The organism is Lacticaseibacillus zhaodongensis (assembly GCF_009687905.1).
Classification (GTDB): domain Bacteria; phylum Bacillota; class Bacilli; order Lactobacillales; family Lactobacillaceae; genus Lacticaseibacillus; species Lacticaseibacillus zhaodongensis.
In genome coordinates, this window is the sequence record NZ_BLBG01000001.1 from 110380 (window position 1) to 136776 (window position 26397).

The window sequence follows — 26397 nt, forward strand, 5'->3', positions numbered from 1 at the left end:
AAGGTGAGGATTAACAGGCTCCGGGACAAATGCCTGGTCTTGGGCATTTAATCCGAAGCAGGTTAACCGCAACCTTCGCTACGCTGTCCTTTAAACTAATGGCAGTAAACTGCAAAAGTTTAAAAGCTGCTTGGCGTAGCTCGACTAGTCACTAGCTGCTAGAACTGAAACGTTTTAGCATGCCTGTGTCTCTACACTGGTCCAAAAGAACATCGGGAGGCAGGAATTATGGCTAAGAAGAAGCAAAGTCCAAAACCAGACAACCTGCTCGCCCAGAACAAAAAAGCCCGACACGATTTCAACATTCAGGAAACCTACGAAGCCGGTTTGGTTCTGACGGGTACTGAAATCAAGTCGGTACGGGCGGGCAAAATATCGCTCAAGGATGGCTTCGCAAGGGTCAAGAACGGCGAGGTCTGGCTTGAAAACGTGCATGTTGCCGCGTACACCGAGGGTAATCAGTTTAATCCGGACCCGCTACGCAGCCGCAAACTACTTCTCCACAAGAAGGAGATTGCCAAGCTGATGAAAGCAACGGCGGGTAAGGGAACGACCATTGTGCCGCTTAAAGCTTACCTGAAACATGGGTACGCTAAAGTGCTGATTGGCGTTGCCGTTGGGAAACACGATTATGATAAGCGTGAGACCCTGAAGCGGCGTGATCAGGACCGGGAAATGCAGCGTGTACTGAAAAATCGTTAAAGTAATGGTGGCCGTGAGATTGATTTCACGGCCACTGTTTTACATATTGGGTGGTCATTTTTGGCGCCCGCACTTAAAGGAGAAGTATAGTGAATATTCGACCTGCCGTAGCAAGTGATGGTGTCCAGGCGGCACCACTAATCAAAATTGTGTTTGACGAAATGGAGATTCCCGAAATTATGGCCATGCCTACCGCGGAGGTCGACAAAGTATTTGCGGAAGCTTTCAAAGTGCCCGCGTACCGTTACAGCTACGCGCACACGGTTGTGGCGGAACAGGATGGGGAACTGCTCGGTGTTTGCGTGGGTTACCCCGCGGAAGCCGAGGACCACATTGATGATGCTTTTGCCCCGTTCTTGCCGCAGGTGGGCATTACCGACGGCCGGGATCTGTTTCCGGACCACGAGAGTTTTCCTGGTGAGTGGTATTTGGACCTGCTGGCGGTAAAAGCCAGTGCGCGGGGCCGCGGAATTGGTACTAAACTGCTGCAGGATGCAATCGTGCGCCGCGGTCAGGCCGGAGATACCCGGGTCGGGCTCCTTTGTGATTTGGTTAATCCCAAGGCGCAGGCGTTATACTCGCGCTTAGGTTTTGTTGAAGACGGCCAGGTGCGCTTGTTTACACATATGTATCGGCACATGAGCAAGTCAACCGGTGTGGAGGTAGCAAAATGACAGCGAAACGCGAATTAGTGATCGGCGGGCAGCCTTGGCAACGCGCCGCAAGCATCTGGGTGCGGATGAACGTGTTCGTAATCGAGCGGGGCATCGCGCTGCAAGATGAATTCGATGCCAACGATGAAAAAGGGGTCACGTACGCCGTTATCTATGAAGATCAGCGGCCCATTGCCTGCGGTCGCTTCCTGCGCGAGGGTGAGGATGCCGGGCGCTTGACCCGGATTGCCACCTTGGCGGACTACCGCGGTCAACATTTAGGCAGTCAAATTATCGCGGCTCTTGAACGCCACGCGCAGTCGCTGCACATCAAGAACCTGAGCATTCATGCGGAGCTGACGGCCGTTTCTTTTTACACGCGCTTAGGTTACCGTAACGCTTCCCCGGTCTACCTAGAAGACGGGGTCGCCTGCCGCACCCTTGTCCGCCAGCTGTGATTTATTGAATAATTTCTGTTCACAGCTGATGAACAGGCGTACTTGTAGTATAATCAGCACAGACAGATTTACAGTGACTGGGGATTTTGCGGTCACAATCGGGATATTTTGAGAGAATATGGGGAAAAAGCAAGCATGGACAAGTATTACATTGTTGATAAGTCAATCCTCCCAGAAGTGGTTGAGAAGGTCATTGAGGCACGGACACTGCTTGAAAATGGGGAGGTTCACCAAGTAAGTGAGGCCGTCAAGCGGGTCGGAATCAGCCGCGGCACTTATTACAAGTACAAGGACGTCGTTTTCCGGCCGAGTCAGGAAATGGATAACCGGAAGGCTGTCATCTCATTGATGCTGCACCACGAGCGCGGCATCCTGTCTGAGGTTTTGGCCCGGGTCTCCAAGGCCGAAGCCAGCATTCTGACCATTAACCAGAACATTCCGATTCACAACTGGGCGAGTGTGGTTTTCTCCCTCGACATCAGCAACATGGTGGAAACATTGGATGAGCTGAATGATGGTCTGCGCAGCTTGCGGGGCGTCAGTGCGGTGCAACTGGTTTCCGTTGAATAAAATTGTGCACAAAAATAGCGCCAAGCTTGAACTTTCAGGCTTGGCGCTTATTTGTATCCGCAGACCTTAAAATGAATAACTCAGTGGCGTCTGTTTCCGAATCGTTGCCGTGCGGATCTGGTCCAAGGCGCTGGCCAGAAGTACGCAGTAAGGATTGTTATCCGGATTGCTGGTCCACAGGCGCAGACTCGCACCGCCAGCGAGCATGTCCATCGAGAAAATCGCTTCGAAGACGTGATAGGCAGTGTAGCGGTTGCTACTCAGGTTCCCGGTGATCAGCCAGTTGCTGCCCCGCAAAATGTAAACAGGATGCGTGGAGCCCGTCAAGCGGATCATCGTATAACGGTCATGACCGTTAAGTTCGAGCTCAAAACGGTCGCTGGCTTCCCGGCTGTTTTTAATCGAGCCGAGCAGGTGGGCGTCAGAGTTCATGAGTTTAAAGTCGATCGGGTTGCTAAAACTACGGCGGAGCAGGTAGCGGGTGCTGTTTTTCTTATCAGTGACCGGTGTCATCCTGCCAGCATGTAGGGGATCAGTTTCCCAATATAATTCCACCAGTAATCACCTCAATTTGTTAAGTTAATCCTTATTTACCGCGGTTGACTTCAAGTGCCTTCAAGATTGCGAGCGCGACCCCGTGGTTAGTGTTGGTTGCAGTTTCGAACCACGCGAGGTCCTTGATTGGCTGCACAGCGTTACCCATTGCTACGCTGTACTTAGCGTCGCGAATCATGGATTCATCGTTGAAGTTATCGCCGATTGCCATTACCGATTCCATCCCGTAACCCTTTTGCTTGGCATACTTAGCGAGGGCAATACCCTTTTGTGCCTGGATATTGTTGATTTCGATGTTGTTACGTGAAGAACTCGTTACCATCAGTTTAGCAGTTTTTAGCAACAATTGTTTGGGTTCCGTCAGTGCGGTCGGATCGGCCGTGTTAAAGGCGATGATTTTCATGACGTGGAGCTCGGGGTTGCTGACGACATCCGTGTAATCATCAACGTAATTGATGTTCATGATTTCCAGACGGGCGGAGGCGAGAGCCACAGCCAGCTTGTAGTTCGTGTCGGGGTTGAGGTTCACTAGCAGATCGGCAACATTTTGAATCCGGCGCACGCGGCTGTTAGAGAAAATCCCGTGGTTGGTGACGAGTTCGTAGTAGAGGTCCCGTTCGTCAAGCAAGCGCATGGAGTAGCTGGTCATGTCATCGTCAATGGGGATGGAGACGGCCAGGTTACCCTGTTCGTCGTAGACCATTGCCCCGTTCAGGGTGATGAATGCCGGAGTCAGTTTCTGATCAGCCAGCAGTGGTTTCGCTTCGCTGAGGCCGCGGCCGGTGGCAACAACAAACTCGATGCCACTTTCACCGGCCTGGCGAATTGCCGCGGCGTTTTCGTCTGAGACCTGCATCTTGTCGTTGAGCAAGGTGCCGTCCATATCGGAAGCAATTAGTTTAATCATGTGCGTCTCCTCCATTCGTTTGCTTACATTTTAACATGAAGTCGCTTTCACTGAAAGAAATCTCCTGTGGGCGGGCAAAATCTACTCTTATAGATTGAGGCTGCCGGTCTGGCGGGGCGCTCACTGCAGCCCGGGCCACGGAAACTTTTGCTCCACTGCGCTGGGCTGGTAATTGCATGCGCAGGGCCGGGTTCGAGCCTTGGTGAAAAGCGTGCCAAGTCTCGCCCCTGAACTACAAGCCCGCTTGCACGCGTCCACCCTGCCGATAACCTGTCATTAACTTTTCAATCAGCATGGCGGTCTTTCCGTTCTCTCCGATTATTAGCGGCAATCCTCTGCAAAAAGCGCAGTGTATCGCCGCTAATAATCGCGATGGCATGCATTACCAGCCCAGCTACGTTACGCGAAAGTTTCCGCGCCCCTATGTTGGCTTCCAATTTACCGACTGCAATTATTAGTAACAGTTACCTCAACTGGTGTCTTTTGATAACTTGTTTCTAAACGGTAAACGTTATATGTTCAGCAAATGCCTTGCCAATGTTTGGAATCCGGTCAGTAGTCTGGGTACTCAAACGTAGGGCTGGCGGGGTATTCACGGAGCGGAGGTACAACGGGTAGCCATGCCATCGCAGATATTGCCGCCAATATCTGGGGGAAACGGAGAGACCGCTAGTAAAATTTCCGTGCGGAAGGTTAGTGCTCGTGGAAATAAGTTTAAGATGGCGGGCTCGTAGTTTAGGGTCAAGACTTGGCGTGGGCTTCGGCAAGGCTTGAACCCGACCCTGTGCATGGCTACCCGTTGTGCCGCAGTGGGAGTGAGTACCCCGCCAGCCCGGCATTCAAGTTCCAACCCCGCATTTTGGCCTTAAACAGCCTGACGACTAGAATTTAGCGGGTCTGTTGAGTAGACTAGTAGGCGGAGGAATCGCTATGAAGACCTTAATTAGTAATGATTGGCAAGACATACTCGCACCCGTATTTGCCAGCCCAACATATGCCCAGTTGCATAACTTTCTGAAGGCTGAGTATTCCAGCAAAACAATCTACCCGGATATGTACCACATCTTCCAAGCTTTTGAGTGGTGCAGTTTTGCAAACTGCAAAGTCGTGATTCTCGGTCAGGACCCTTACCACGAACCGGGGCAGGCGGTCGGGGCTAGTTTTGCTGTTGCGCCAGGGGTGCAGCTGCCACCATCACTGATTAACATCTACAAGGAGCTGCAGGATGACTTGGGCATTACGCCCGTGCAGCACGGCTACTTGAAGGCTTGGGCGGAGCAGGGCGTCTTGCTACTCAACTCGGTGCTCACGGTGCGCCGTGGCGCCGCGTACTCGCATCGCGGCCAAGGCTGGGAGGAAGTCACCGATGCGGCCATCAAGGCGCTCTCGGCGCGTGGTGGCGTCGTCTTCATCCTATGGGGGCGCGCTGCGCAGAACAAGCGTGAGTTTATCGACGAAACCAAGAATGCGGTCATTGCGTCGGCGCACCCGAGCCCGCTCTCCGCGTACCGGGGCTTCTTCGGAAGCAAGCCGTTTTCGCGGACGAATGCGGAATTGCAGCGGATGGGTGAACAGCCGATTAACTGGCAGTTGCCGACGACCGTTGCTCCGTTAAACTAGGTCTGACTGTTACCCGGGAAATATTCTTGCTAGAATAGAAACTGATAATTGTGTTGGCACGCCGCCGTTAACACCGGCGGCCAAGGAGGAAATCGTGGATCTTTTTACAACTCTCGAACAAAACGTTAAGGGGAAAGGTGTTTCCATTGTCTTTCCTGAAGGTACTGAGCCCCGCATTTTGGGTGCCGCGGCTAAACTGCAGAACAATGGTGTTCTGAACGCCACCGTTTTGGGCAAAGCCGACGATGTTGCGGCCGTCGCTAAGGACAACGGTTTTGACATCAGCAAGTTGACCGTGCGTGACCCAGAAAATGATGCCAGTTATGACAAGCTGGTTGCGGCTTTTGAAGAGCGGCGCAAGGGTAAGACCACGCACGAAAAGGCGCTGGCCACTGTCAAGAACGCCACCTACTTTGCGACCATGCTTGTCTACACGGGTGAGGTTGATGGCTTAGTTTCCGGCGCCGTGCACTCAACTGCCGACACCGTGCGCCCAGCCCTGCAGATCATCAAGACCAAGCCTGGTATTTCGCGCACGAGTGGGGCCTTCATCATGCAGCGCGGGGATGAACGTTACCTCTTCGCCGACACCGCGATCAACATTGATCCGAACGCGGACGAACTGGCTGAAATCGCCGTCGAGTCTGCGGCGACCGCCAAGGCGTTCGGCATCGACCCCCGCGTGGCAATGCTGTCATTCTCCACGAAGGGATCCGCGGCTGGCGACATGGTAACGAAGGTACAGGACGCAACGGCCAAGGCCCAGAAGCTGGCGCCAGACGTGCCGATCGACGGTGAGTTGCAATTCGACGCCGCCTTCGTGCCTAGCGTGGGTGCACAGAAGGCGCCGGGTTCCAAGGTTGCCGGGCACGCCACCGTGTTCGTCTTCCCTGAACTGCAGTCTGGGAACATTGGCTACAAAATTGCCCAGCGGCTCGGCGGCTTCACGGCGGTCGGCCCGATCCTGCAGGGGCTGAACAAGCCGGTTTCCGACTTGTCTCGTGGTGCCTCAACTGATGACGTCTACCAGACCGCCCTGGTGACGGCGACCCAGGTTCTTGCATAATGGCTAAGAAGTGGGCGTTTGCAAACGAAGTGCAGTTGCAAAATTTTGCCAAGCAGATTGCCCCCCTACTGCAGGCGGGGGACGTGCTGTTGCTTGACGGTGACCTCGGTGCGGGCAAAACCAGCTTCACGCGGGCTCTAGGGACTGCGCTCGGCATTACCGACGAGCCGATCAAGAGTCCGACCTTCACCATCATTCACGAGTATCCCCAGGGCCGCATTCCGCTCTACCACATGGATCTATACCGGCTTGAAAATGGCGGTGCCGGTGACCTTGGCCTTGAGGAGTACTTCGAAGGCGATGGGGTCAGCGTCGTGGAGTGGCCTGACTTTCTCGGCGTTAGTGCTCCGGTTGACGCCCTGACCATCCACTTCTTCAAGGATGATGACGATGACAACCGGCGGGTCCTAACAACAGATGCCGTTGGTAAGCGCAGTGCGCAGCTGCAGCAACAGATCGAACAATTAACAGCTTAAACTAAAACGGCAATAGGCCCTGAATCTGACTGGATTCGGGGCCTATTTGCGCTCAGGACAAAATCTTTCCGGTAGCTTGTAAGCGATTACATTATCCTGCTATAATATAGTTAACAAGTAGGAGGCAGTGCAGACAGGACAAAGGATAAGGAGCTGATAACATGACCGAATTGATGGGTCCAGGCAAGGCGCTGCGGCGGCTGACGCTGCGGTACGTGGATTTCGATGGCCGCAGTGGGCGGAGCGCGTACTGGTGGGCGATGCTCGTGCTGGCTATTATCACCGGTGGCTTTACGCTCTGGCTGCGCACGCGGGGGGCCGCGTTAACGGTGACCGCGATTTTTGCGGCGGATGTTATCTTCTTAGCGATGTTTTTCACCGCCGCGATCTTGGCGGTCCCATATGCGAGCCTGCACGTGCGCCGCTACCGGGACGCGGGGCTCAACCCGTGGTTACTGCTGCTGACAGTGTTCCTGCCGCTGATCATGATCGTGGCGGAGACGGGTGTGCAGTGGGTCAACATTAGTGCCGCCGCTCTGCTGGTGGTGAACCTGATTCTGTGCACCTTGCCGAGCAAACCAAATTACTCTTTCTTCTAAGCAGATTGTTTATCAGGATGAACAAAATCTCGGCGGTGGCGCCGAGATTTTGCTATACTTATGCCAAGCTGTGAGACTTGTGGCCGGTAGAAGGGGCTACCGGTGGGTTGATGGAGGAAATTACGATGGAACAGAAGCGAGTTGGTTTTTTAGAAGCATTTAAGCTGTTTTTCAAAAACTACGTTAATTTTGAGGGCCGGAGTACGCGTGCGGAGTATTGGTGGGTCGTTCTTTGGAATCTGATTATCAGCACGATTTTCATCGGCGGCGCCGTTCTGGTGTTCATTAGCGCCATTAGTAGTCAGGAAATGGGCCGGTTCATCTGGTTGCTCCCAATTCTGCTACTGCTGGTCATTTACAGTCTGGGGACCCTGATCCCGCGCATCAGTCTGGCGGTGCGCCGCTACCGTGATGCTGGCTTTAACCCCCTGCTGGTGATTCTGACTTACGGCTTGCCTTACGTCCTCGGGCAGATCACTAGCATTGGCAACATGTTCCAGGGACGGCAGGCACTGACGCACGAGGTCAGCCACAACTTTTTCATTGCCGCGCTGACGTCCAGTTTCGGGGGCAGCGTGCTCGCAATCTTAAGTTTCGTGACAATCATTGCTTGTGAGATTTTCAATCTGGTCGTGTTGCTACGGCCGAGCAAGTTCGTTGCCGGTAATCCGCACCCGCAAGATGACCAAATGAACTGGTAGGCAAAATTATATAAGTAACGCCCCGTGCGGTTATAGACTGCGCGGGGCGTTTGCTCATCAGCTTTGTAATTAATACCGAGCATCGCGGCCGGCCGTTTCACTGTCCATTCCACTACGGGCAGCAAGCTGCGCTAGTGGAAGTGGCGACTCCTGACCAATCTTAACTGAGGTGAGGAGTCGGCCACCTCCGCTACGCTCCGGATGTAGGAGAGTATGCGGCAAGCCGCCAACTCTCCCAGCATGGAAACGTGCTCCACAATGCAGATCATACTCCGTTGTCCATTCCACTAAGGGCGAAATTCGCCCAAGTGGAAGTGGCTCCGCTTAGCCCAAAAAAGCCAACTCCCAAGTGCGGAAATTGGCTTTTTTATGCTAATGCTCATGAGCTAAACGCATTGTGGAGCACTCTATGCTAACTTAATAAACGGCTTCAGCCGCTCGGCGCTGAACTGCTGCTCCTCTTCAATCAGAATGCGCGCACAGGCGTAGGAATCGGCGAGGGCGTTGTGGTGATTGTTCAAGGTGATGTGCAGGGCGTCGCTGACCGTGTCCAGCTTGTGGTTGATCAGTTGTGGATAGAATTGCTTAGAGGTCTTAACCGTGTCGATGTACTGGAAAGTTGGCACCGGCATGTGGTAGCGCTCCAGACTTTTGCGCACCACCGACACGTCAAACGGTGCGTTGTGAGCCGCGACCAGTTGCTGGCGGGTGAAGAAGGTCTGGATGTGCGGCCACAGCTGCGGCCAAGTTGGGGCGCCCTGCACCATGTCCGCGGTGATGTGGTGAATGCGCGTGTTGTAAGGACTGAACGGCACCTCGGGGTTGATTAGGCTGTAGAACGAGTCCACGACCTTGCTGCTGCGGACTACAACAATAGCGACCGAGCAGGCGGAGGCCCGCTGACCAGCGGCGGTTTCGTAATCCATGGCGATAAAGTTCATTGCTATCTCCTCGTTCTCAGGCTGCGTTAGGCAAGCAGGTCCTTGGTGGTCAGTTCAACGGGACAGTGGTCGGAACCCAGAATCTCGTTGTGGATTTTGGCGTCCTCTAGCTTGCCGTCGAGGGCTTTGCTGCTGACAAAGTAGTCAATTCTCCACCCGGCGTTGCGGGAGCGGGCGGCACCACGGTAGCTCCACCAGGAATAGATTCCGGCCTGGTCGGGGTAAAAGTGGCGGAAGGTGTCGGTGAATCCGGCGTCGAGCTGGGCTGTGAAGTCCTGACGCTCTTCATCGGTGAACCCGGCGTTGTGGTGGTTGGTCTTGGGGTTCTTCAGGTCGATTTCCTTGTGGGCAACGTTCAGATCGCCGCAGTAGATAACCGGCTTAGTTTCCGCCAGCTTGCTGGTGTAGCCGCGGAAGGCTTTATCGAAGCCTTGGCGGAAGTCCAGCCGCTTGAGTTCACTACCGGAGTTCGGCACGTACACTGTAATTAGGTAAAATTTCGGGTATTCAAGTGTGATGACCCGGCCTTCAGTGTCGTATTCGGGCACATCGATGCCGTAGTGGACGCTCTCCGGCTCGTGTTTGGTGAAAATGGCGGTGCCAGAGTAACCCTTACGCTCCGCGTAGTTGAAGTACTGGTGGTAACCGGGTAGGTCGAGCGTGAGCTGGCCTTCCTGCATCTTGGTTTCTTGCAGGCAGAACCAGTCGGCATCGAGCTCCTTGAAGGCTGCCGCAAAGTCGGGCTTCTTCACGATTGCGCGTAAACCGTTAACGTTCCATGAAATAAATTTCAAGATTCTCAGCTCCTTATCGTTGCGGCCAAATGGTGGTGACAATTATGCCACATCGTCCGCATTCACTTCCTAATTGTACATTAGCGGGCAAGCGAAGGCGAACGCATGTGTTAAAATATAGTATCTGAATTGATAAAGAAATGGACGTGATATGGTGCTAGCTAAAACGGATACTGTTGCGGGCTTGCCCGTACTTAAAAACGAACCCCTATCAAATTACACATTTACAAAAACTGGGGGGCCAGCGGACATGCTCGGCTTCCCAGAGTCAGTTGCGCAGGTGCAGACTTTTGTTGATTACGCGAACGAGAATGATGTTCCGCTGACCGTAATCGGTAATGCCAGCAACTTGATCGTTAAGGATGGCGGTATCAAGGGCCTCGTGATCATTTTGACCCACATGAAGAATATTGAAATCAAAGGCACTCAGGTCAGGGCGGCTGCGGGCGCACGCATCATTGACACCGCCGACACCGCCGCTGCGGCTGGCTTGTCCGGGCTGGAATTTGCGGCCGGGATTCCCGGTTCCGTCGGTGGGGCCGTGTTCATGAACGCGGGCGCTTATGGTGGTGAGATCAAGGACTGCATTAGTGGCATTGATGTCATCAGCCGGGCCGGCGAACTGCACAGCTATCATGGCAGCGAGATGCATTTTGCGTACCGGCACTCGGTTGTGCAGGAAACGGACGAAATCGTGCTGGGGGCCACTTTTGACCTCAAACCTGGCGATAAGAACAGTATTCGCAGTGAGATGGATCACCTGAACGAGCTGCGCGCAGCTAAGCAGCCGCTCGAATATCCATCTTGCGGGAGTGTGTTCAAGCGGCCAGTCGGGCACTTTGTGGGGCCGATGATTCAGGAGGCCGGTCTGCAGGGCCACATCATTGGCGGCGCGCAGATTTCGAAGAAGCACGCGGGGTTCATCGTCAACATTAACCACGCCACGGCCACTGACTACATGGACATGATCCACTACGTCCAAAAGCACGTGAAGGCCAAGTTTGACGTTGATCTGGAGCCGGAAGTCCGGATCATTGGGGATGAACCTAAGAAAGCGAGGTAGCGGATGGCATTAATCCAGGGAACAGTTTTACTGGTGTGTTTCGTGCTGCTTGGGAACGTGATCGGTCACTTTATCCCGATGGTGCCGGACGCACTGATTCAAATTGCCTTGGGTCTGCTCCTCGCGCTCACCGTCAAAATTACGGTGCCGGTCGCCACTGACTGGTTCATGTTGCTGTTCATCGCGCCCTTGCTGTACAACGACGGCCGCCACTTTCCCCGCCGGGCGCTCTGGGCACTGCGGGGGCAAATCGTTAGCAACGCCGTCTTCCTGGTGTTTGCGACGATGTTCTTTGGTGGTTTCCTGATCCACGCGCTCGTGCCGCACATTCCCTTTGCCGCGGCCGTTGCCTTGGGTGCCATCCTCGCCCCAACTGATCCGATTGCGGTCGAAGGGATTGCGAAGCGGGTGCACCTGCCGAACCGGGTCTTGCACCTGGTGGCGGGGGAGAGCCTGATTAACGATGCCAGCGGGCTGATCGGCTTCAAATACGGGATCGCGGCGGCACTGTCCGGAACTTTTGTGTTCAGTCAGGCTGCCGGCGACTTTCTGTACATTAGTATCGTCGGCGTGATTGTCGGGGCTGTTCTCATGCTGCTTATCAACTGGCTGCGCAAAATTTTGTTTAGCCAGGGCATTGGCGACACGGTCGTGCACACAGTTTTGCAACTGATCACTCCCTTCGTCATTTACCTAGTTGCTGAGGAGGTTTTTCACGCGTCCGGCGTGATTGCCGTGGTTGTGGCGGGTTTGCTCAGCAACTCGCGCACCAACGTGTTCATGAGTGCTTTGCCGCAGCTACGGTTAGTCAGCGCCCACGTTTGGGACATCGTGGTGTACGTGCTGAACGGGCTGATTTTTGTGCTCCTCGGTTTGGAGCTACCGGTGGCCATGCGTGGGACGATTGTTGATAACGACGTTGGGACCCTGCAGGCCATCATGTACGTGCTGATTGTGTACGCGGCGCTGCTCCTGCTGCGCTTCGTGTGGATTTTCTTCAACGACTCCTTTAGCGCGCACCGGCGCGGCAAAAAGGCGCGGCCAATTTCCGCCCTTTTGTCCGCGGTTGCGGGCGCGCGGGGGGCCATTACCGTTATCGGGGTGCTGGGGCTGCCTTACGAGATGATCAACGGCACCGCCTTTCCGGAGCGCTCGCTGATGCTGTTCATTGCGGCGGGGGTGACGCTGACTAGTTTGATTGTCGCCACCATGGCATTGCCACTGCTGGTGCAGTTGTTGCCGCACCAGACGCCGATTGCAGTGCCCGAGACCGATACCGACACCAAGCCTGAAGATGACAGTAACACCGCGCCGCGGAAGCTGACCCGGGCCGAGGCTGAGTCCTACGTGCTGCAGGCCGCCATCAAGGAGATTCGCGCGCAGCGGCGTGACGACATGCAAAAGCCCGCCTTTGACCTCATTGCCGAGTACCAGCGGCGCCAGCGCCGGGTCCGGCTCAGCGCGGACAGTGGCCACAGCGGGATCCCGCTGATGGTGCGCGATGAACTCGAAATGAAAATCATGGGCACGCAGGGCGAGTTGCAAGCTGTCGCCAAAATGCGGCAAGACGGCAAGATCAGTACCAAAATGCTGGATCACACTGAGAAGCGTCTTCGCCTCAAGCTCCACGACTTGCAGTACATGCAGGGTCACGACGGTAAACGGACCGTGCGGATGCACTGGCAACAATTGCGGGGCCGCATCCGCCACACCCTCGATTTTCTCCAGGTCTTTCACAGGATGGGCGGCAGCGCGGAGTATCGCCAGGTGCTCCAGAACACCGCCAAGGGGGCACTGCACAACATGACGGTGACCCTCAAGAGCCCCGACTACAAGCACCGCAAGTTTAGCAAGCAGGTGGTGTACACCCAGTTCGTGCACTATCGGAACCGGATCGAAACGGTGCGCGTTTACGGCAAGACCAAGCACGCCCATTACGACACGGAACTACAACGGCTGCGGATGATTGCCTTCACGGCAGAGCGCGCCGCCGTCCACCAGTTGATGGAGGACGGCTACATCACGCCAATCACCGCGCAACACCTATCCTCGAACATTTCCTACAGTGAAAATGCCGTCAGCTTGCGGGCGGCGGATGAAGATGAATAAGAGTTGCCCACAATGCGTTTAGCTCCTGAGCATTAGAAAAAGCACCACCTAGTCCCGCACTTTGGGATTAGGTGGTACTTTGGCTAAGCGGAAGGAGCTGCATTGTGGGCCACGTTTCCATGCTGGGAGAGTTGGCGGCTTGCCGCATACTCTCCTACATCCGGAGCGGAACGGAGGTGGCCGACTCCTCACCATAATTAAGATTGGTCAGGAGTTGGCCGACATCGATGGCCGATATTAAATTCGAAGTTACTCTTCATGGAGCTGCATTTGTCTATCCCGCCCCATTAGTAAACTAGTATTCACAGCCAGAATTGGATATAATTTGTGCTGGACCGCTTGGTTTCAAGCGGTTTTTTCGCTGTTTGGGGCTATCTGGGCCTAAGCGGGCGGCGAAAACAATGAGGAGGCGGAAGAATTGGGCGCAGCAATTGTTGAATTAAAACATGTCGATAAGAATTACGGGGACACAACCGTATTGCGAGACATCAATATCACACTTGAAGAGGGGAAGTTCTACACCTTACTGGGGCCCTCAGGTAGTGGCAAAACCACCATCCTGCGGGCAATTGCGGGTTTCCTGAACGTCACTGCTGGCGATATTTACATCGCCGGTAAGCGCGTCAACGACATCCCGGCCAATCTCCGTCAGGTCAATACCGTCTTTCAGGACTACGCACTGTTCCCGCACATGGATGTGTTTGAGAACGTTGCGTACGGTTTGCGGATCCGCAAAGTGGACAAGGCTAGTGTCGAAAAGCGGGTGCTGGACGCGCTCAAAATGGTGCGGCTGGACAACCTGATCGACCGGCAGATCAGCGAATTATCTGGGGGCCAGCAGCAGCGGGTCGCCATCGCGCGGGCCATTGTGCTCGAACCCAAAGTACTACTGCTGGATGAACCGCTGTCCGCGCTGGACGCAAAGCTGCGCAAAGACATGCAGTACGAACTGCGTGAACTGCAGCAGCGGCTCGGAATCACCTTCCTGTTCGTCACGCACGACCAGGAAGAAGCACTAGCGCTTTCAGACGAAATTTTTGTCATGAACGACGGGAAGGTCCAGCAAAGTGGGACCCCCGTGGATATCTATGACGAGCCGATCAACCATTTTGTTGCCGACTTTATTGGCGAAAGTAATATTGTTTCTGGCCGGATGGTTGCCGACTACAAGGTTAAATTCAACGGGAAGGTCTTTGACTGTGCCGATGCCGGCATGCGGCCCAACGAACCGGTCGAAGTCGTGCTGCGGCCCGAAGATCTGGACATCACCAGCGCCGAGAAGGCCAAAGTGACGGTTTCAATCGACACGCAGCTTTTCCGTGGGGACTTTTACGAAATTGTCGCTTATGATGACGGGCACAACGAGTGGCTGATTCATTCGACTAATCCAGCCCCAGCGGACGGTTCGCTCGTGGGTCTGTACTGGGACACCGAGGACATGCACGTAATGCGTTTCGGTGAGTCAGAGGAGGACTTCGACGCCCGGCTCGACAGCTACGAGGGGGAATAGTCATGCGCAAAAAAGTAAACACCGCGTTCTACGTTCCTTATGGCTTGTGGCTGCTGCTGTTTGTCATCGCCCCAATGCTGCTCATTGTCTACCAAAGTTTCTTTAATATTAACCATCAATTTACTCTGGCTAACTACGCCACTTATTTTCAGTCCGGGACTTACCTCACCATGACCTTTAACTCGGTCTGGTATGCCTTTGTGATCACGGTGGTGACGCTGCTGATTAGTTATCCCGCGGCGTACATTCTGCACTACATGAAGCACAAGCAATTATGGCTACTGCTGATCATTCTGCCGACCTGGATCAACTTGCTGCTGAAGGCCTACGCCTTTATCGGAATCTTTGGCCGGGACGGGGGTCTGAACAACTTCCTCGGCTGGTTCGGCATCGCGCCGAAGCAACTGCTGTTTACCGACGCTGCCTTCATCTTTGTGGCCGCCTACATCGAGATTCCGTTCATGATCCTGCCGATTTTTAACGGGATCGAGGAACTTGATGAGGGCTTGGTCAACGCCAGCCGCGACCTTGGCGCCAGTCCGTGGCAGACTTTTATCCACGTCACCTTGCCGTTGACGATGAGTGGGGTCAAAAGTGGGGTCCAGGCCGTGTTTATCCCCAGCCTGAGTCTCTTCATGATCACGCGTCTCATCGGTGGGAACCGCGTTATCACTCTCGGGACCGCGATTGAGGAACACTTCCTTACCACGATGAACTGGGGGATGGGGTCTACGATTGGGGTTGTCCTGATTGTGACCATGTTCGTCATCATGTTCCTGACCGGTGAACGCAATAAGCGCCGGGTGAAGGGAGGCAAACACCATGCGTAAGTTTAAGTGGAGTCACCTCTACCTGATTTTTGTCTTTATCATTCTCTACGTACCAATCGCCTACCTGGTTGGCTTCTCCTTCAGCGATGGCGACCGCATGAGCCACTTTAGCGGCTTCACCTTCCGGCACTATGGGGAATTGTTTAACGACCCACGGATGATCCAAATCGTGCTCGACACGCTGCTGCTGGCATTGTTGTCAGCACTGATCGCGACCATTATTGGGACGTTCGGGGCGATGGCTATCAACAGCGCGCGGCGCAGCGTGACCAAGAACACGGTGCTCTCGCTGAACAACATCCTGATGGTCAGCCCAGACGTTATCATCGGGGCGAGTTTCCTGATTTTCTTCACTGCGTTAAACATTCCGCTCGGCTTCGTGTCGGTACTGCTCAGTCACATCGCCTTCGAAATTCCAATCGTGGTGCTGATGGTGCTCCCAAAATTGCGCGAGCTGCCGAGTAGCATGCTCGATGCCGCCAGTGACCTCGGGGCCAGTGACTTCCAGGTTTTGCGCGACGTAACGCTGCCGTACATCATGCCCGGGATTTTCTCTGGCTTCTTCATGGCCTTTACCTACTCGCTCGATGATTTTGCCGTCACCTACTTCGTCACCGGGAACGGCTTCTCGACCCTGTCAGTTGAAATCTACGCGCGGGCGCGGCAGGGCATCAGCCTGGAAATCAACGCGCTGTCCGGCGTGATGTTCATCTTCGCGCTCGTACTGGTGGTTGGTTACTACTTCATCCAGCAGCAGCAGACCGCCCACAAGCGCAAGAAGGGGGTCCGCTAAGATGAAAAAAATTCTGACGTATATTCTGCTCATTTTGCTGGTCTGCACCGGCTTGGCCGCGGCCAGTCACAAGCTAGCGGCGACGCAGGGGGCCACGAGCGGCAAGGTGCTGAACCTGGCCAACTGGGGTGATTACATCGACCCCGCCCTGGTTAAAAAGTTCGAAAAGCAGAGCGGTTACCACGTGAACGTTGAGACTTTTGACAGTAACGAAGCCATGTACACCAAGGTCAAGCAAGGTGGCACTAGCTACGACCTGACTGTGCCATCTGAGTACATGGTGCAAAAGATGGCCCAGGACAAGCTGCTCATTCCGCTCGATAAACAGCGCTTGCATGGCCTGGGTAATTACGGCCATTACTACATGAACAAGACCTTTGACCCCGGTAACAAGTACTCACTGCCGTACTTCTGGGGCACGTTGGGGATCATTTACAACGACAAATTCATCAAGCCTGGGAGTGTCGATCACTGGGACGACCTCTGGAATCCCAAGTACAAGGATTCAATCATGTTGATTGATTCCGCCCGGGACATCATGGGGATGGGCCTCGTTTCGCTCGGCAAGTCAATGAACACGACCGATGCACCGACCCTGGACGCGGCTAAAGCCAAGCTCGACGCGATGTCGGGTAATGTGAAGGCCGTGGTTGCGGATGAAATCAAGATGTACATGGAGAACAACGAGGCGCCGCTAGCGGTGGACTGGTCCGGTGAGGCCAGTGAGATGCTTGCGGAAAACAAGCACCTACACTACGTTGTGCCGAGTGAGGGGAGTAATCTCTGGTTCGACAACCTGGTCATTCCGCGGACGGCCAAGCACTTCGATGCCATCTACGCCTTCCTGAACTTCATGACCGAACCGAAAAACGCCGCGCAGAACGCCGAATACGTTGGCTACGCGACGCCAAACGATGCGGCCCGCAAAATGTTGCCAGCCAGCATTCGTAACGACCGGCAGTTCTACCCGAATGAAACCACGATGAAGCACCTGCAGGTTTACGAGAACCTCGACCCGACCGTGGTGGGTAAATACAACGATCTGTTCCTGGAGTTTAAGATGTTTAAACATTAATTAATCGCAACACAAAGCGCCGGTAATCTGGTTTTGGTCCAGATCACCGGCGCTGTTTATTGCTATCCAAGATTTTATCCTCCAAATTGCTAGTTAAAGCGGTGCTTCTGCTCAAGCCACAGCGGCTATCTGCAATAATTCACGTTCCCAAGCTGTGCGGACGGCTTCCAGGGAGAAGTCTTGTGCGCGGATGAGTGATTGTTCGGCGTAGTAGGCGCGCAGTTCAACATTATCGATCAGCGCGTTGACGCCAGCACTGAACGCATTGACATCCATCGCTGGTGTCAGCAGGCCGTACTGGTCATTCTTGATAAATTCAGTTGAGCCCGTGTTGGCCATGGCCACTATCGGTAGTCCCGCAGCCATTGCCTCACCAATCACTAACGGCATACCTTCCCAACGTGATGTTGAAACGAACATTGAGGCGGCCTCATAGTGGGCGTGTAGCCCCGCGTCGTCTAAGGGCCCGCGGTAGATGATGCGATCTTTAACGGCCGGGTCTTGAATGTGGGCTTCGAACCACTGCTGGTCAGCGGGTTTGCCCGCTCCTGCGATTGCGACCTGCCAGCTTGAGCGCAGTTTTGGAATTGCTTCTAGGAGCAGGTCGACGCCCTTGTGCCGAATATCGATGCGGCCGGTAAAGGCAATGATTCTGCTATCGAGGTTGCTGTGGTGCTTGGGCTGCAAGGTAATTGGGTTGTAGAGCTTCTGGGTGTTCGGGTTGCAGTAGGCATAGGCGTTCAGATCCGCGTCGGTCAAAACGACCAGTTCATCGACCGCATTCATCCCCGCTTCGAACTCCGCCTGCATCTGGCCGTAGTAGTCATTCATATAGGTGGCGTAGTTGTTGTGCATCCAGCCAATCAGTTTGACGCCCGGTACCGCGCGCTTGAGGAAGGGCGCGAAGCTGGTCAATAGTCCGCCCGGCAGAATGACCACGTCGATTCGGAGTCGCTTGACCGTGCGAATTAGGTCCAGGATTTGGTCGTGGTAAACACTGTAGGGCTTAGTCCCAAAAAAATTCGCGATGCCCGATGTGACCGGCGGGGTGGCGGTGATAATCGGGGCTTTAATGTCGAAAATGGGGGTGCCCATAACCGGGGCTAGTGAATAGTACCAGAGTGGATTATGTTCTGCCAAACTGTTGGCAACGACGGTCGACGCCCGTTTAACGCCGTCGACCTTTAAGTTTTCAAGTGTCATCAAAATACGCATATTGTACCCTCCGTTCGGTCCGTTGCCGCGGGAAACCAAGCCGGCAAGCAGACCGCAGTTCAGACAGCAGTGCCACTTCCAATCAGGCTGCGGGTTGAATAGATGTTGATAACCACGCCCCAAAATAAAGTACTTGTAATTTAATAGTAGCATGTTGGACCGTTAAAATCTAAAGCATCCATTATGTAAATTAGATGCATTTTGTACTAAAAAGTGTACAGAGCACCGGTGGCAAAGGGATTACGCGACTGCAAAAATATTTTTACATTCCGCATAGCTGTCACATTCTGCCCGAAAGTTCGTGTTTTGTATGCAAATAATGGTAGCGATAACAGCGTTCTTTGCAATCAGGGCTGGTGCTGCAGAGTCTTAATGCGGTGCGTGGGCGAAGGGTGGTATGATGGGGCCATAATCTTTTGGAGGTAAATTATATGAACGGCAAAATCCACGAGCTCGATGCGGCCGACCACGGCGCAAAACTACAGATTGATGCAGACAGTGATCCGGCCATCGCGGCGATGATGCATGACCTCGAACACTTTCGCGACGTTGAAAAGCATTGGGCCCCGTACCACACGCCTAAGAACCTGGCGATGGCGCTGGGAGTCGAGGCCAGTGAACTGAGCGATATTTTCACTTGGACTAAGGACGGTTACGATATTGACGATACTCAGCGTGCACACGCCGCTGAAGAATTGGCGGACGTGATGATTTACGCGTTCTTCATGTGTTCCCGCCTGCATCTTGATCCACTCAAAGTGATCCGCGCCAAGCACGAAATCAATCAGGGGCGGCACTGGCAAGAAACTGAACCCAATCAGGGGGAAAAGGTCGACGCTAAAGACAAGGATAAATAAGCTAAACCAAGAGAACCGGTTACAGCGAGTGGCTTTGAATTAACTGTCGACCATCGCTGCCGGCCGACTCCTGACCGTTCGTAATTGTGGTGAGGAGTCGGCCACCTCCGCTCCGCTCCGGATGTAGGAGAGTATGCGGCAAGCCGCCAACTCTCCCAGCATGGAAACGTGGCCCACAATGCACCTCCTTGCGCTTAGCCTGAAAATCACTGTATTCCCGGAGTTCGGGAATACAGTGATTTTTTGCTAATGCTCAGGAGCTGACCGCATTGTGGTCCACTCTCTTTAATTTGCATAGCCCGGCACTGTTGACAAGCTTCTCAGCGTAGCTTAATCTGAACTTAATCTGAGCAGTAAAGAAAGGAATGTGTGATGTAATGCAGGCAATTAAGGCAACAGATATTTTTCAAATCAAAACGCTGTCCAAACCACAGGCGGCCGGCGACACGGTTTTTTACGTCGAGAACCGCATTGATCAGGACCAAAATGCATATTTAAGCGCCATTTACGCTTATGCGCGCGGCAAACGGCGTCGGCTGCGTTTTGGCACGAACGGTGACCATGATAACAACCCCCAGGTGAGCCCGAACCAGCACTTGCTGGCCTTTACCGCGCCTGACGCGGCCGGTAAAACGCAGATTTACATGCAGCCGGTAACCGGTGGCAGTGCGCAGCAGTTCACCAGTTCACCGTACGGAATCAATACATATGCTTGGCGGGCGGATGGCAACGTGCTTTACTACGTTGAAGCCCAGCGCCCGGAGCGCCACCCCAATCGGGATGCCACGCGCATCACCCGGCTTAACTACCATTCAAACGGGCGGGGCATCCTGCCGGAGAACGGACAGTATGTGCTGCAGCGGCAGGAGTTAAAGCGGAAAACCCCGCTAGAAGTTTACCGCCAGTCTGAAGAGTTCGCACTGGATGCAGTCGATCACCAGGACCATTATGTTGCCCTGAGTATGGCTGCGGCCGACCCTGAAGTTAGTGGTATCGCCAGCCAGAACCTGCTCGTGGATGTGCGCACGGGTGCCGTGACGACCATTGCCACACAGGCCCCCCGCGGTGATTTTAAAGCGGCCGCGTTTAGTCCCGATGGCAGTCAGCTACTGATGGTGGGTTCCACACAGGCAACGGCGGTCGATCTATCGCAGCATTTATACACCTACAATTTAGCTAGCGGTAGTTTTAGCTCGGCGCAGACCGATCAGAACCTTGAAATCGGCGATGAACTCGCCGCCGATACTCAGCAGAATTTAAGCGGGCGGACTGCGGCGTTTGGTCCCAGTGGGGAGTATTTTGCCATCAGCTGTCAAAAGGGTGCGGTGGGTCTGTACCAGGGCCCCGAGCTGGCGCCGCTGCTGACGGGGATGCGTCACATTACCGACTTCAGCATTCAGCCGGACGGGAGCGGGATTTACTTTACCGTCAGCTCCCCAACTGTCCCGAGTCAACTGGCTTACTACAGCTTTGAGCGCGGGCTCGAGTCGACGCTGTATGACCCTAACCGGACCTACAGTCGCAACCACCGGATCGTTGCCCCCCAGGAGTTTAGCTACAAGCGCGGGACGATGACCATTCAAGGTTGGTACTACGCGCCGACCCAAAGCGGTAAGCACGCCGCGACGCTGTACATTCACGGTGGCCCACACGCGGCGTATGGCTACACCTTCTTCCACGAGCTGCAAGTGCAGGCCAGCCGCGGTTACGGGGTGATTGCCGTTAATCCGCGCGGCAGTGCTAGTTACGGCCCTGACTTTAAGGCGGCGGTGCTGCAGGATTACGGTGGCGAAGACTATCAGGACCTCATGGCCGGGGTTGACGCGGCTATGAAGCTGGATCCGGATATTGACCCCGAGCGGCTGTACTGTACTGGTGGTTCATACGGCGGCTTCATGAGCAATTGGGTCGAAACACACACCGACCGTTTCCGGGCCGTGGTGACGGCTCGCTCAATTTCGAATTGGGTCAGCTTCTTTGGCACTAGTGACATTGGCCATACCTTTACTCCGCGCGAGATGCAGGCCAACTTCCAGGGTGACCTGTCCGACCCCGCAACTCTGTGGAAGTACAGTCCGCTGGCATACGTTGACCAGGCGGTGACACCGATCTTAATCATGCACGGTGAGGAAGACCTGCGCTGCCCGATTTCGCAGGGCGAAGAGTTCTACGTCGGCCTCAAGAAACACGGCGTGACCTGTGAGTTTCTGCGTTTTCCGCACAGCAATCACGAGTTGTCGCGTAGCGGTGACCCGCGGCTGCGGGTCCAGCGCATTCAGGCAATCATCGACTGGTTCGCACGGTTTTAGCTAGAGTTAACAAAATAGTCCCGGTAGCACCGCTGTTCGTTGTGGTGCTACCGGGATTATTTACGTACGTTTAATGTTCATTCTCAGTAGTTGATTGTAACTGTGATACTGGCCACGTTGGGGTTGGTTTCTTGAAAATCAATACGCAGCGGCTGGCAATTGCGGTACTCGGCGAGGGGGTCCGCTGCAGCCGGGCCGAATTGCCACTGCGCCGCTTGCTCTTTACCATCGACCAGCACCTGCACACTTACCGGTTTTGCGGAAGAGTAGACGTTGATGGTGGTGGTGATTTTGCTAGCGGCCCCGGCAAAGGTTCCCTGGCGCGGATCAATTGTCATCGTGATCTGATCGCTCTTCATGGCAGCCGCAATGTGAGTCGTGGCGCAAGCACCCTGACTGTATTCCAGCCCGCTGCCCGCATCTTCATACAGGGTGGTGGCACTAGCTGGCCCGGGGTAGTAGTCGATAACGCGATTTTGTGTAAACGCACTTGGATTCTGACTCCAATTGGTTCGCGGAATAATGCTGCCCGCGCGAACAAAAATTGGGAGGTGGCTGATTGGCGTCTGCAGGTCACTCAGGGTCTGACCGCCATTAATGCGGGTGCCGGTCCAAAAGTCGTACCAGTCGCCGTGCGGTAGGTAGACGTGGTCGCGGAGGCTGCCGCCGTCTTGCTGCAGGCCATAGGGGTTCATGATTGGCGCAAGCAGGAATGCATCCCCCAGCGTGAACTGCTCGTTTAAGGAATTGCCGTGGGTGTACGCATCGGGGTCACGCCACCAGCTTGGCCGCATAATCGGTGCACCGCTATTGCGTGCCGCTGCCGCCAGACTGTATAGATATGGCAGCAGGGTCGTGTGGTATTGCAGGTAGGCGCGGTTGATGCTATGGAGCGGTTCCGGCGCGTCCATCCCCAGCCACTTGGCGCGTTCGCCCCAGCCGTCCATCGCGAAGAAGAAGGGTGTGAAGGCTTTCCACTGCAGGTCGCGAGTCTGAATGACGTAATCACTACCGGCGTAGATCCCGTCGACATCGCTGGCAACGTAGGGCAGGCCGGACAAGCCGGCGCTGAGGTAACTGGCGATGTGGGTCGCCATACTCTGCCAGTTGCTGCCGCTCTGGTCGCCGGTCCAGATAATGGCGTCGCGCTGGCTGCCGGCCCAGCCATCTAAACTGATAATCAGCGGCCGGAGCCCGAACTGCTTGAGGCTAGTCGCTGCTTGATCCGTTGCGTTGAGGCCAAAAGTATAACCTTCACCAACCCAGGCGACGTCCGTCTTCAATGCCTTGACGCCGCCCGTTTTGATTTCCGCGTCCAGGTCGCGCTCGCCCTTTTCCGGGTGCTGCGGATCCTTGGGCGTGACGTTTTGCTGGGTCCAGAGGCCGGTGGTGATGCCGCGGACGGCGGCCCATTTGCTGAAGTCGGCGAGGTTGGCGAGGTCACCGGCAAAACTGTCACTCTGGCCGTAACCAGCCCCATAGCCATCATTCGGCAGGAGCCAGCCCAGTGGGAACTGATTGCGCTGGTATCGGTCCACCACCGCGCGGGCCGTGAACTGGTAATTTTCCGGGCCGTTCAGTGATTCCCGCCGGTAGCTGCGGGGCATGCCGGCCCCGTCAGCATCCACAAACTGAACGTGGCCGGAGCCATACACGTTCGGGACGAGTTGCACGCCGCCGACCGTAATCGTGCCGGGCCGATACTCCGTGTTGAAGGTTTCCTTCTTGATTGGCTGGTATTCCTTATAGTATTTGCCGTCTTCAAAGCGCACCGCGGCCGCGGAGCCCGCCGTGACCTCGACCCAGTAGTCACGGTTGTAGGCGTTCAGGTGCGCGGGGTAGAAAGCCGTGCGCGGTGGCAGTGCCGGCAGCCCAGTCAGTTCGTGATAAGTATGCAAAATTTGTGCTGGTTCAGCCGCCAAAATCACGTAGGCATCGTACACCGGATCCTCGTGGGTCAGGCGGACCCCGCGGTGCGGCGTGCTGAAGTCATACTCACCTGGCGTGAAGGTGTTTTGCAGCATACCGTAGCCGCTGGTGCTCCAGTAGAAGGGGACGGGGCTGGTCACGCCGCCATCCGTCCAGCGGTTCTCATTTTTGATTGCAGTCAGCTTTTCGTTGAGGGCGACGGGGCCGTGCTGCATGCCGCCACCATAATAAAAGCTGGTTGGTGTCGCGCGCACCATGCTGCTCCAAGAAGTGTCTGTTAGCTGCGGTAAGCTCTGTTCAAAAATCAGCTGTTTGTCTTGCGTGCACGTCAGCAAGCCATCGTGCACCCGCAAGCGGTAGGCACCGATTTGAACGGTGTCCGCAGCTAAGGTGAGTGGGTGATCCTGGTTTTGCAGCACGATTGGTGCGCGGAAAACCTGGCCGCTGCCGCCACTGGCCACGGTCTGATCTGCGTGTTTTTCCACTTTGGGGGCGGCGGGGATGCTGGGGTGGTCTGGCCAGGTTTCTGCCGCGGTGACGGTCAGCCGGAAGACACGGTCGCTCCAGCCACTGATGCGTGCATGCCACTGGTTATAGTCGAAGTACACCTGTCCGGCAGCTAGGTGCAGATTGCGAATCTGGTTTGGATTATCAGTCATGGGACACCTCCCGAAATTTAGCCTAATCATACCGCAGATTAATTGTGAATTAGAAGCTGCTGGCAAACATTTCTAATTTATCAGCGGCCAAACCCGATGGGGGCGGGGCTGCTGGCTGTAGATAACTTTTGGCTGCGGCCTCTGATTAAAATAAACCTAGTAATTAATGTTGACTTATTGTGACGTAACCATTAATCTAAGAGCTAAGAAATAATAAGTATGTGGTTGAGGGAATGAGTAGGCCGCTTAGCAACAGCAGAGAGCTCACGTTTGGTGAAAGTGAGTGTTGCGGCGCGACCGAAGATGGTTCCGGACACGAATGCCGCCGAGCGTGAGTAAGGTGGCAACGGGTACTCCCGATAACGAGTAAGGCTATCCGCTGATGCGGGCAGCTGAAGGAGACGGCTTTTTGGCGTCTCGAAGAAGGGTGGTACCGCGAAAGACTTCGCCCCTGTCTACTATTACGTTAATAGTGGGCAGGGACGGAGTCTTTTTGTGTCTATGCCCCCAATCACGAGGAGGAGATGTAACTTGAATATTTGGCACATTATTGTTAGTTCCGCACCGCAGTTACTGGCAGCGGGCATTAAGTACACAATTCCGATTGCAATCGTTTCGTTTGCAATCGGCCTGATTCTGGCGCTGGTCACCGCGCTCATTCGGATTTCTAAGCAGCGCGGGGCCTTCAACATTCTGCGCTGGATCGCTAGCTTCTACGTCTGGTTGTTCCGAAGCACGCCGCTGCTGGTCCAATTGTTTATCGTTTACTTCGGTTTGCCCTACCTCAAAATCAAGGGCATCTTTCCGAAGGGAATTCAGCTCGACCCGGTCGTTGCCGGAATCATCACCTTCTCACTGAACACCGGTGCTTACTGTGCCGAGACCATCCGTGGGGCAATCGAATCGATCCCGCGCGGGCAGTGGGAAGCTGCCAGTTCGATTGGCATGACCCGAACGCTGGCGCTGCGGCGGATCATCATTCCACAGGCGGTGCGGGTCTCATTGCCACCACTGGCAAACAGCTTCATCAGCCTGGTCAAGGACACCTCGCTGGCGGCGTCAATCACCATCGTCGAAATGTTCGAAGTTAGTCAGCAGATTGCCGCCGCCAACTACCAGCCACTGGTCATGTACTGTGAGGTCGCCGCGTTTTACGCCGTCGCCTGCACGCTTTTGGCTTGGCTGCAGAAGTACTTGGAAAAGGTGACGTCCCGTTACGTCAGCCCGATGAACTAGGAGGTCGCAAACATGATTAAGTTAGAACATGTGCACAAGACTTTTGCCGAGCACAAGGCACTGGTGGACATCTCCACCGAGTTTCCGGAGCACAAAACGACCGTGATCCTCGGGCCGTCCGGATCCGGAAAATCGACCCTGTTGCGAAGCCTGAACCTGCTGGAACGGCCGGAGAGTGGCACCTACCAACTGGACGACCTGACCATTAACTACGCCGAGCCCATCAGCACCGCGACTACGCTGGATGTGCGCCGGCGCACGGGGATGGTGTTCCAGGGTTTCAACCTGTTCCCGCACCTGACCGTGCTGCAGAACCTGATCGAGGGCCCGGTCCACGTGCTCAAGCACGACAAGGCGGCCGCGACGAAGGAAGCGCAGGAGCTGCTCGCAAAAGTTGGCCTGGCCGATAAGGCGGACGTCTATCCCAACCAGCTATCTGGTGGGCAGGCGCAGAGGGTTGCCATCGCGCGCAGCCTGGCCATGCACCCCGACTACATTTTCCTCGATGAGCCGACCAGTGCCTTGGACCCAGAACTTGAGTTGGAAGTACTCAAGGTCTTGCTCAAGATTGCACGGGATCAGCAGTCGATGATCATCGTGACCCACAACATGGCCTTCGCGCAGAAGGTGGCGGACAAAATTCTCTTCGTTGAGGACGGCCAGATCCAGTTTGATGGTTCTAGCCAGGACTTCTTTAACACTGATAACGCCCGCATCAAGGCGTTTGTGTCTGCGATGACCTTTGCCACTTTGGATTAGTTATTCACCAT

At 54.9% G+C, this 26397-nt stretch carries 25 protein-coding genes and 1 other annotated feature; of the genes, 19 read left to right on the forward strand and 6 right to left on the reverse strand.

Features of this window, described 5'->3' with window-relative positions; translation table 11 throughout:
• Positions 1 to 228: 228 nt before the first annotated feature.
• From smpB to GN107_RS00530, 4 genes are all read left to right on the forward strand, one after another.
• The gene (gene smpB / locus GN107_RS00515; RefSeq protein WP_155286179.1) at positions 229 to 702 is read left to right on the forward strand and encodes an SsrA-binding protein SmpB; all 474 of its coding nucleotides are present in this window, start codon (positions 229 to 231) and stop codon (positions 700 to 702) included.
• Between the two features lie 89 nt (positions 703 to 791).
• The gene (locus GN107_RS00520) at positions 792 to 1376 is read left to right on the forward strand and encodes a GNAT family N-acetyltransferase (protein ID WP_155286178.1); all 585 of its coding nucleotides are present in this window, start codon (positions 792 to 794) and stop codon (positions 1374 to 1376) included.
• A complete protein-coding gene (locus GN107_RS00525; RefSeq protein WP_155286177.1) occupies positions 1373 to 1813 on the forward strand; it encodes a GNAT family N-acetyltransferase in 441 nt (146 codons plus the stop codon). The genes GN107_RS00520 and GN107_RS00525 overlap by 4 nt, the downstream gene beginning before the upstream one ends.
• 135 nt (positions 1814 to 1948) lie before the next feature.
• Positions 1949 to 2383 (forward strand): ACT domain-containing protein, encoded by a 435-nt coding sequence (locus GN107_RS00530; protein ID WP_155286176.1) that lies wholly within the window; start codon positions 1949 to 1951, stop codon positions 2381 to 2383.
• Between the two features lie 66 nt (positions 2384 to 2449).
• Here the strand turns inward: GN107_RS00530 and GN107_RS00535 are convergent, their stop codons facing one another.
• Positions 2450 to 2938 (reverse strand): LURP-one-related/scramblase family protein, encoded by a 489-nt coding sequence (locus GN107_RS00535; protein ID WP_155286175.1) that lies wholly within the window; start codon positions 2936 to 2938, stop codon positions 2450 to 2452.
• A 31-nt stretch (positions 2939 to 2969) separates the two neighbouring features.
• The gene (locus GN107_RS00540; RefSeq protein WP_155286174.1) at positions 2970 to 3845 is read right to left on the reverse strand and encodes a Cof-type HAD-IIB family hydrolase; all 876 of its coding nucleotides are present in this window, start codon (positions 3843 to 3845) and stop codon (positions 2970 to 2972) included.
• A gap of 930 nt (positions 3846 to 4775) precedes the next feature.
• Here GN107_RS00540 and GN107_RS00545 point away from each other — a divergent pair.
• The 5 genes from GN107_RS00545 to GN107_RS00565 all read left to right on the forward strand — a co-directional run bounded on the left by GN107_RS00545 (position 4776) and on the right by GN107_RS00565 (position 8307).
• On the forward strand, positions 4776 to 5465 hold the full coding sequence (locus GN107_RS00545) for a uracil-DNA glycosylase (RefSeq protein WP_155286173.1): 690 nt from the start codon (positions 4776 to 4778) through the stop codon (positions 5463 to 5465).
• 94 nt (positions 5466 to 5559) lie between these two features.
• Positions 5560 to 6531 carry a phosphate acetyltransferase gene (pta, locus tag GN107_RS00550; RefSeq protein ID WP_155286172.1) on the forward strand — a complete coding sequence of 324 codons (972 nt, stop codon included), beginning with the start codon at positions 5560 to 5562 and terminating at the stop codon, positions 6529 to 6531.
• Positions 6531 to 7007, forward strand: coding sequence for a tRNA (adenosine(37)-N6)-threonylcarbamoyltransferase complex ATPase subunit type 1 TsaE (gene tsaE / locus GN107_RS00555; protein ID WP_155286171.1), 477 nt, complete (start codon positions 6531 to 6533; stop codon positions 7005 to 7007). The genes pta and tsaE overlap by 1 nt, the downstream gene beginning before the upstream one ends.
• Before the next feature lie 161 nt (positions 7008 to 7168).
• Positions 7169 to 7606, forward strand: a complete 438-nt coding sequence (locus GN107_RS00560; protein WP_155286170.1) for a DUF805 domain-containing protein — start codon at positions 7169 to 7171, stop codon at positions 7604 to 7606.
• Between the two features lie 125 nt (positions 7607 to 7731).
• The gene (locus GN107_RS00565) at positions 7732 to 8307 is read left to right on the forward strand and encodes a DUF805 domain-containing protein (protein WP_196246214.1); all 576 of its coding nucleotides are present in this window, start codon (positions 7732 to 7734) and stop codon (positions 8305 to 8307) included.
• A 407-nt stretch (positions 8308 to 8714) separates the two neighbouring features.
• Here GN107_RS00565 and GN107_RS00570 read toward each other — a convergent pair whose 3' ends face one another.
• Positions 8715 to 9248: a 3'-5' exonuclease gene (locus tag GN107_RS00570; protein ID WP_155286168.1), complete on the reverse strand. Its 534-nt coding sequence runs from the start codon at positions 9246 to 9248 to the stop codon at positions 8715 to 8717.
• A 26-nt stretch (positions 9249 to 9274) separates the two neighbouring features.
• The gene (locus GN107_RS00575) at positions 9275 to 10042 is read right to left on the reverse strand and encodes an exodeoxyribonuclease III (protein ID WP_155286167.1); all 768 of its coding nucleotides are present in this window, start codon (positions 10040 to 10042) and stop codon (positions 9275 to 9277) included.
• Between the two features lie 151 nt (positions 10043 to 10193).
• On the opposite strand from GN107_RS00575, the gene murB reads away from it, so the two are divergent.
• The 6 genes from murB (at position 10194) to GN107_RS00605 (ending at position 17422) form a co-directional block, all read left to right on the forward strand.
• Positions 10194 to 11105: a UDP-N-acetylmuramate dehydrogenase gene (gene murB, locus GN107_RS00580; protein ID WP_155286166.1), complete on the forward strand. Its 912-nt coding sequence runs from the start codon at positions 10194 to 10196 to the stop codon at positions 11103 to 11105.
• A 3-nt stretch (positions 11106 to 11108) separates the two neighbouring features.
• Positions 11109 to 13214 (forward strand): cation:proton antiporter, encoded by a 2106-nt coding sequence (locus tag GN107_RS00585; protein ID WP_155286165.1) that lies wholly within the window; start codon positions 11109 to 11111, stop codon positions 13212 to 13214.
• Between the two features lie 418 nt (positions 13215 to 13632).
• A complete protein-coding gene (locus tag GN107_RS00590) occupies positions 13633 to 14724 on the forward strand; it encodes an ABC transporter ATP-binding protein (RefSeq protein WP_155286164.1) in 1092 nt (363 codons plus the stop codon).
• A gap of 2 nt (positions 14725 to 14726) precedes the next feature.
• Positions 14727 to 15554 carry an ABC transporter permease gene (locus GN107_RS00595; protein ID WP_155286163.1) on the forward strand — a complete coding sequence of 276 codons (828 nt, stop codon included), beginning with the start codon at positions 14727 to 14729 and terminating at the stop codon, positions 15552 to 15554.
• A complete protein-coding gene (locus GN107_RS00600) occupies positions 15547 to 16347 on the forward strand; it encodes an ABC transporter permease (RefSeq protein ID WP_155286162.1) in 801 nt (266 codons plus the stop codon). Before GN107_RS00595 ends, GN107_RS00600 begins: the two co-directional genes overlap by 8 nt.
• Before the next feature lies 1 nt (position 16348).
• A complete protein-coding gene (locus GN107_RS00605; RefSeq protein WP_155286161.1) occupies positions 16349 to 17422 on the forward strand; it encodes an ABC transporter substrate-binding protein in 1074 nt (357 codons plus the stop codon).
• Between the two features lie 111 nt (positions 17423 to 17533).
• Here the strand turns inward: GN107_RS00605 and GN107_RS00610 are convergent, their stop codons facing one another.
• The gene (locus tag GN107_RS00610) at positions 17534 to 18637 is read right to left on the reverse strand and encodes a glycosyltransferase (protein WP_155286160.1); all 1104 of its coding nucleotides are present in this window, start codon (positions 18635 to 18637) and stop codon (positions 17534 to 17536) included.
• 431 nt (positions 18638 to 19068) lie between these two features.
• Here GN107_RS00610 and GN107_RS00615 point away from each other — a divergent pair, with 431 nt between their 5' ends.
• Both GN107_RS00615 and GN107_RS00620 read left to right on the forward strand, forming a co-directional pair.
• Positions 19069 to 19494 carry a nucleotide pyrophosphohydrolase gene (locus GN107_RS00615; RefSeq protein WP_155286159.1) on the forward strand — a complete coding sequence of 142 codons (426 nt, stop codon included), beginning with the start codon at positions 19069 to 19071 and terminating at the stop codon, positions 19492 to 19494.
• A gap of 377 nt (positions 19495 to 19871) precedes the next feature.
• Entirely contained in the window at positions 19872 to 21803 is a 1932-nt protein-coding gene (locus GN107_RS00620; RefSeq protein WP_196246213.1) for an alpha/beta hydrolase family protein, read from the forward strand.
• An 83-nt stretch (positions 21804 to 21886) separates the two neighbouring features.
• Here the strand turns inward: GN107_RS00620 and GN107_RS00625 are convergent, their stop codons facing one another.
• Positions 21887 to 24391 (reverse strand): glycoside hydrolase family 31 family protein, encoded by a 2505-nt coding sequence (locus GN107_RS00625; protein WP_196246212.1) that lies wholly within the window; start codon positions 24389 to 24391, stop codon positions 21887 to 21889.
• A 216-nt stretch (positions 24392 to 24607) separates the two neighbouring features.
• Positions 24608 to 24847 (forward strand) — a binding site (T-box leader).
• An 81-nt stretch (positions 24848 to 24928) separates the two neighbouring features.
• Here GN107_RS00625 and GN107_RS00630 point away from each other — a divergent pair.
• The gene (locus GN107_RS00630) at positions 24929 to 25627 is read left to right on the forward strand and encodes an amino acid ABC transporter permease (protein ID WP_155286287.1); all 699 of its coding nucleotides are present in this window, start codon (positions 24929 to 24931) and stop codon (positions 25625 to 25627) included.
• Between the two features lie 12 nt (positions 25628 to 25639).
• The gene (locus tag GN107_RS00635) at positions 25640 to 26386 is read left to right on the forward strand and encodes an amino acid ABC transporter ATP-binding protein (protein ID WP_155286156.1); all 747 of its coding nucleotides are present in this window, start codon (positions 25640 to 25642) and stop codon (positions 26384 to 26386) included.
• Positions 26387 to 26397 lie beyond the last annotated feature (11 nt).

Bases quoted from the DNA above. Each gene is read 5' to 3' on its own strand.
- GN107_RS00610 (WP_155286160.1), bottom strand. From the start codon at position 18,637: ATGCGTATTTTGATGACACTTGAAAACTTAAAGGTCGACGGCGTTAAA.
- GN107_RS00525 (WP_155286177.1), top strand. From the start codon at position 1,373: ATGACAGCGAAACGCGAATTAGTGATCGGCGGGCAGCCTTGGCAACGC.
- smpB (WP_155286179.1), top strand. From the start codon at position 229: ATGGCTAAGAAGAAGCAAAGTCCAAAACCAGACAACCTGCTCGCCCAG.
- murB (WP_155286166.1), top strand. From the start codon at position 10,194: ATGGTGCTAGCTAAAACGGATACTGTTGCGGGCTTGCCCGTACTTAAA.
- tsaE (WP_155286171.1), top strand. From the start codon at position 6,531: ATGGCTAAGAAGTGGGCGTTTGCAAACGAAGTGCAGTTGCAAAATTTT.
- GN107_RS00595 (WP_155286163.1), top strand. From the start codon at position 14,727: ATGCGCAAAAAAGTAAACACCGCGTTCTACGTTCCTTATGGCTTGTGG.
- GN107_RS00620 (WP_196246213.1), top strand. From the start codon at position 19,872: ATGCAGGCAATTAAGGCAACAGATATTTTTCAAATCAAAACGCTGTCC.
- GN107_RS00540 (WP_155286174.1), bottom strand. From the start codon at position 3,845: ATGATTAAACTAATTGCTTCCGATATGGACGGCACCTTGCTCAACGAC.
- GN107_RS00615 (WP_155286159.1), top strand. From the start codon at position 19,069: ATGAACGGCAAAATCCACGAGCTCGATGCGGCCGACCACGGCGCAAAA.
- GN107_RS00605 (WP_155286161.1), top strand. From the start codon at position 16,349: ATGAAAAAAATTCTGACGTATATTCTGCTCATTTTGCTGGTCTGCACC.
- GN107_RS00625 (WP_196246212.1), bottom strand. From the start codon at position 24,391: ATGACTGATAATCCAAACCAGATTCGCAATCTGCACCTAGCTGCCGGA.
- GN107_RS00585 (WP_155286165.1), top strand. From the start codon at position 11,109: ATGGCATTAATCCAGGGAACAGTTTTACTGGTGTGTTTCGTGCTGCTT.
- GN107_RS00600 (WP_155286162.1), top strand. From the start codon at position 15,547: ATGCGTAAGTTTAAGTGGAGTCACCTCTACCTGATTTTTGTCTTTATC.
- GN107_RS00560 (WP_155286170.1), top strand. From the start codon at position 7,169: ATGACCGAATTGATGGGTCCAGGCAAGGCGCTGCGGCGGCTGACGCTG.
- GN107_RS00570 (WP_155286168.1), bottom strand. From the start codon at position 9,248: ATGAACTTTATCGCCATGGATTACGAAACCGCCGCTGGTCAGCGGGCC.
- GN107_RS00635 (WP_155286156.1), top strand. From the start codon at position 25,640: ATGATTAAGTTAGAACATGTGCACAAGACTTTTGCCGAGCACAAGGCA.
- GN107_RS00545 (WP_155286173.1), top strand. From the start codon at position 4,776: ATGAAGACCTTAATTAGTAATGATTGGCAAGACATACTCGCACCCGTA.
- GN107_RS00565 (WP_196246214.1), top strand. From the start codon at position 7,732: ATGGAACAGAAGCGAGTTGGTTTTTTAGAAGCATTTAAGCTGTTTTTC.
- GN107_RS00530 (WP_155286176.1), top strand. From the start codon at position 1,949: ATGGACAAGTATTACATTGTTGATAAGTCAATCCTCCCAGAAGTGGTT.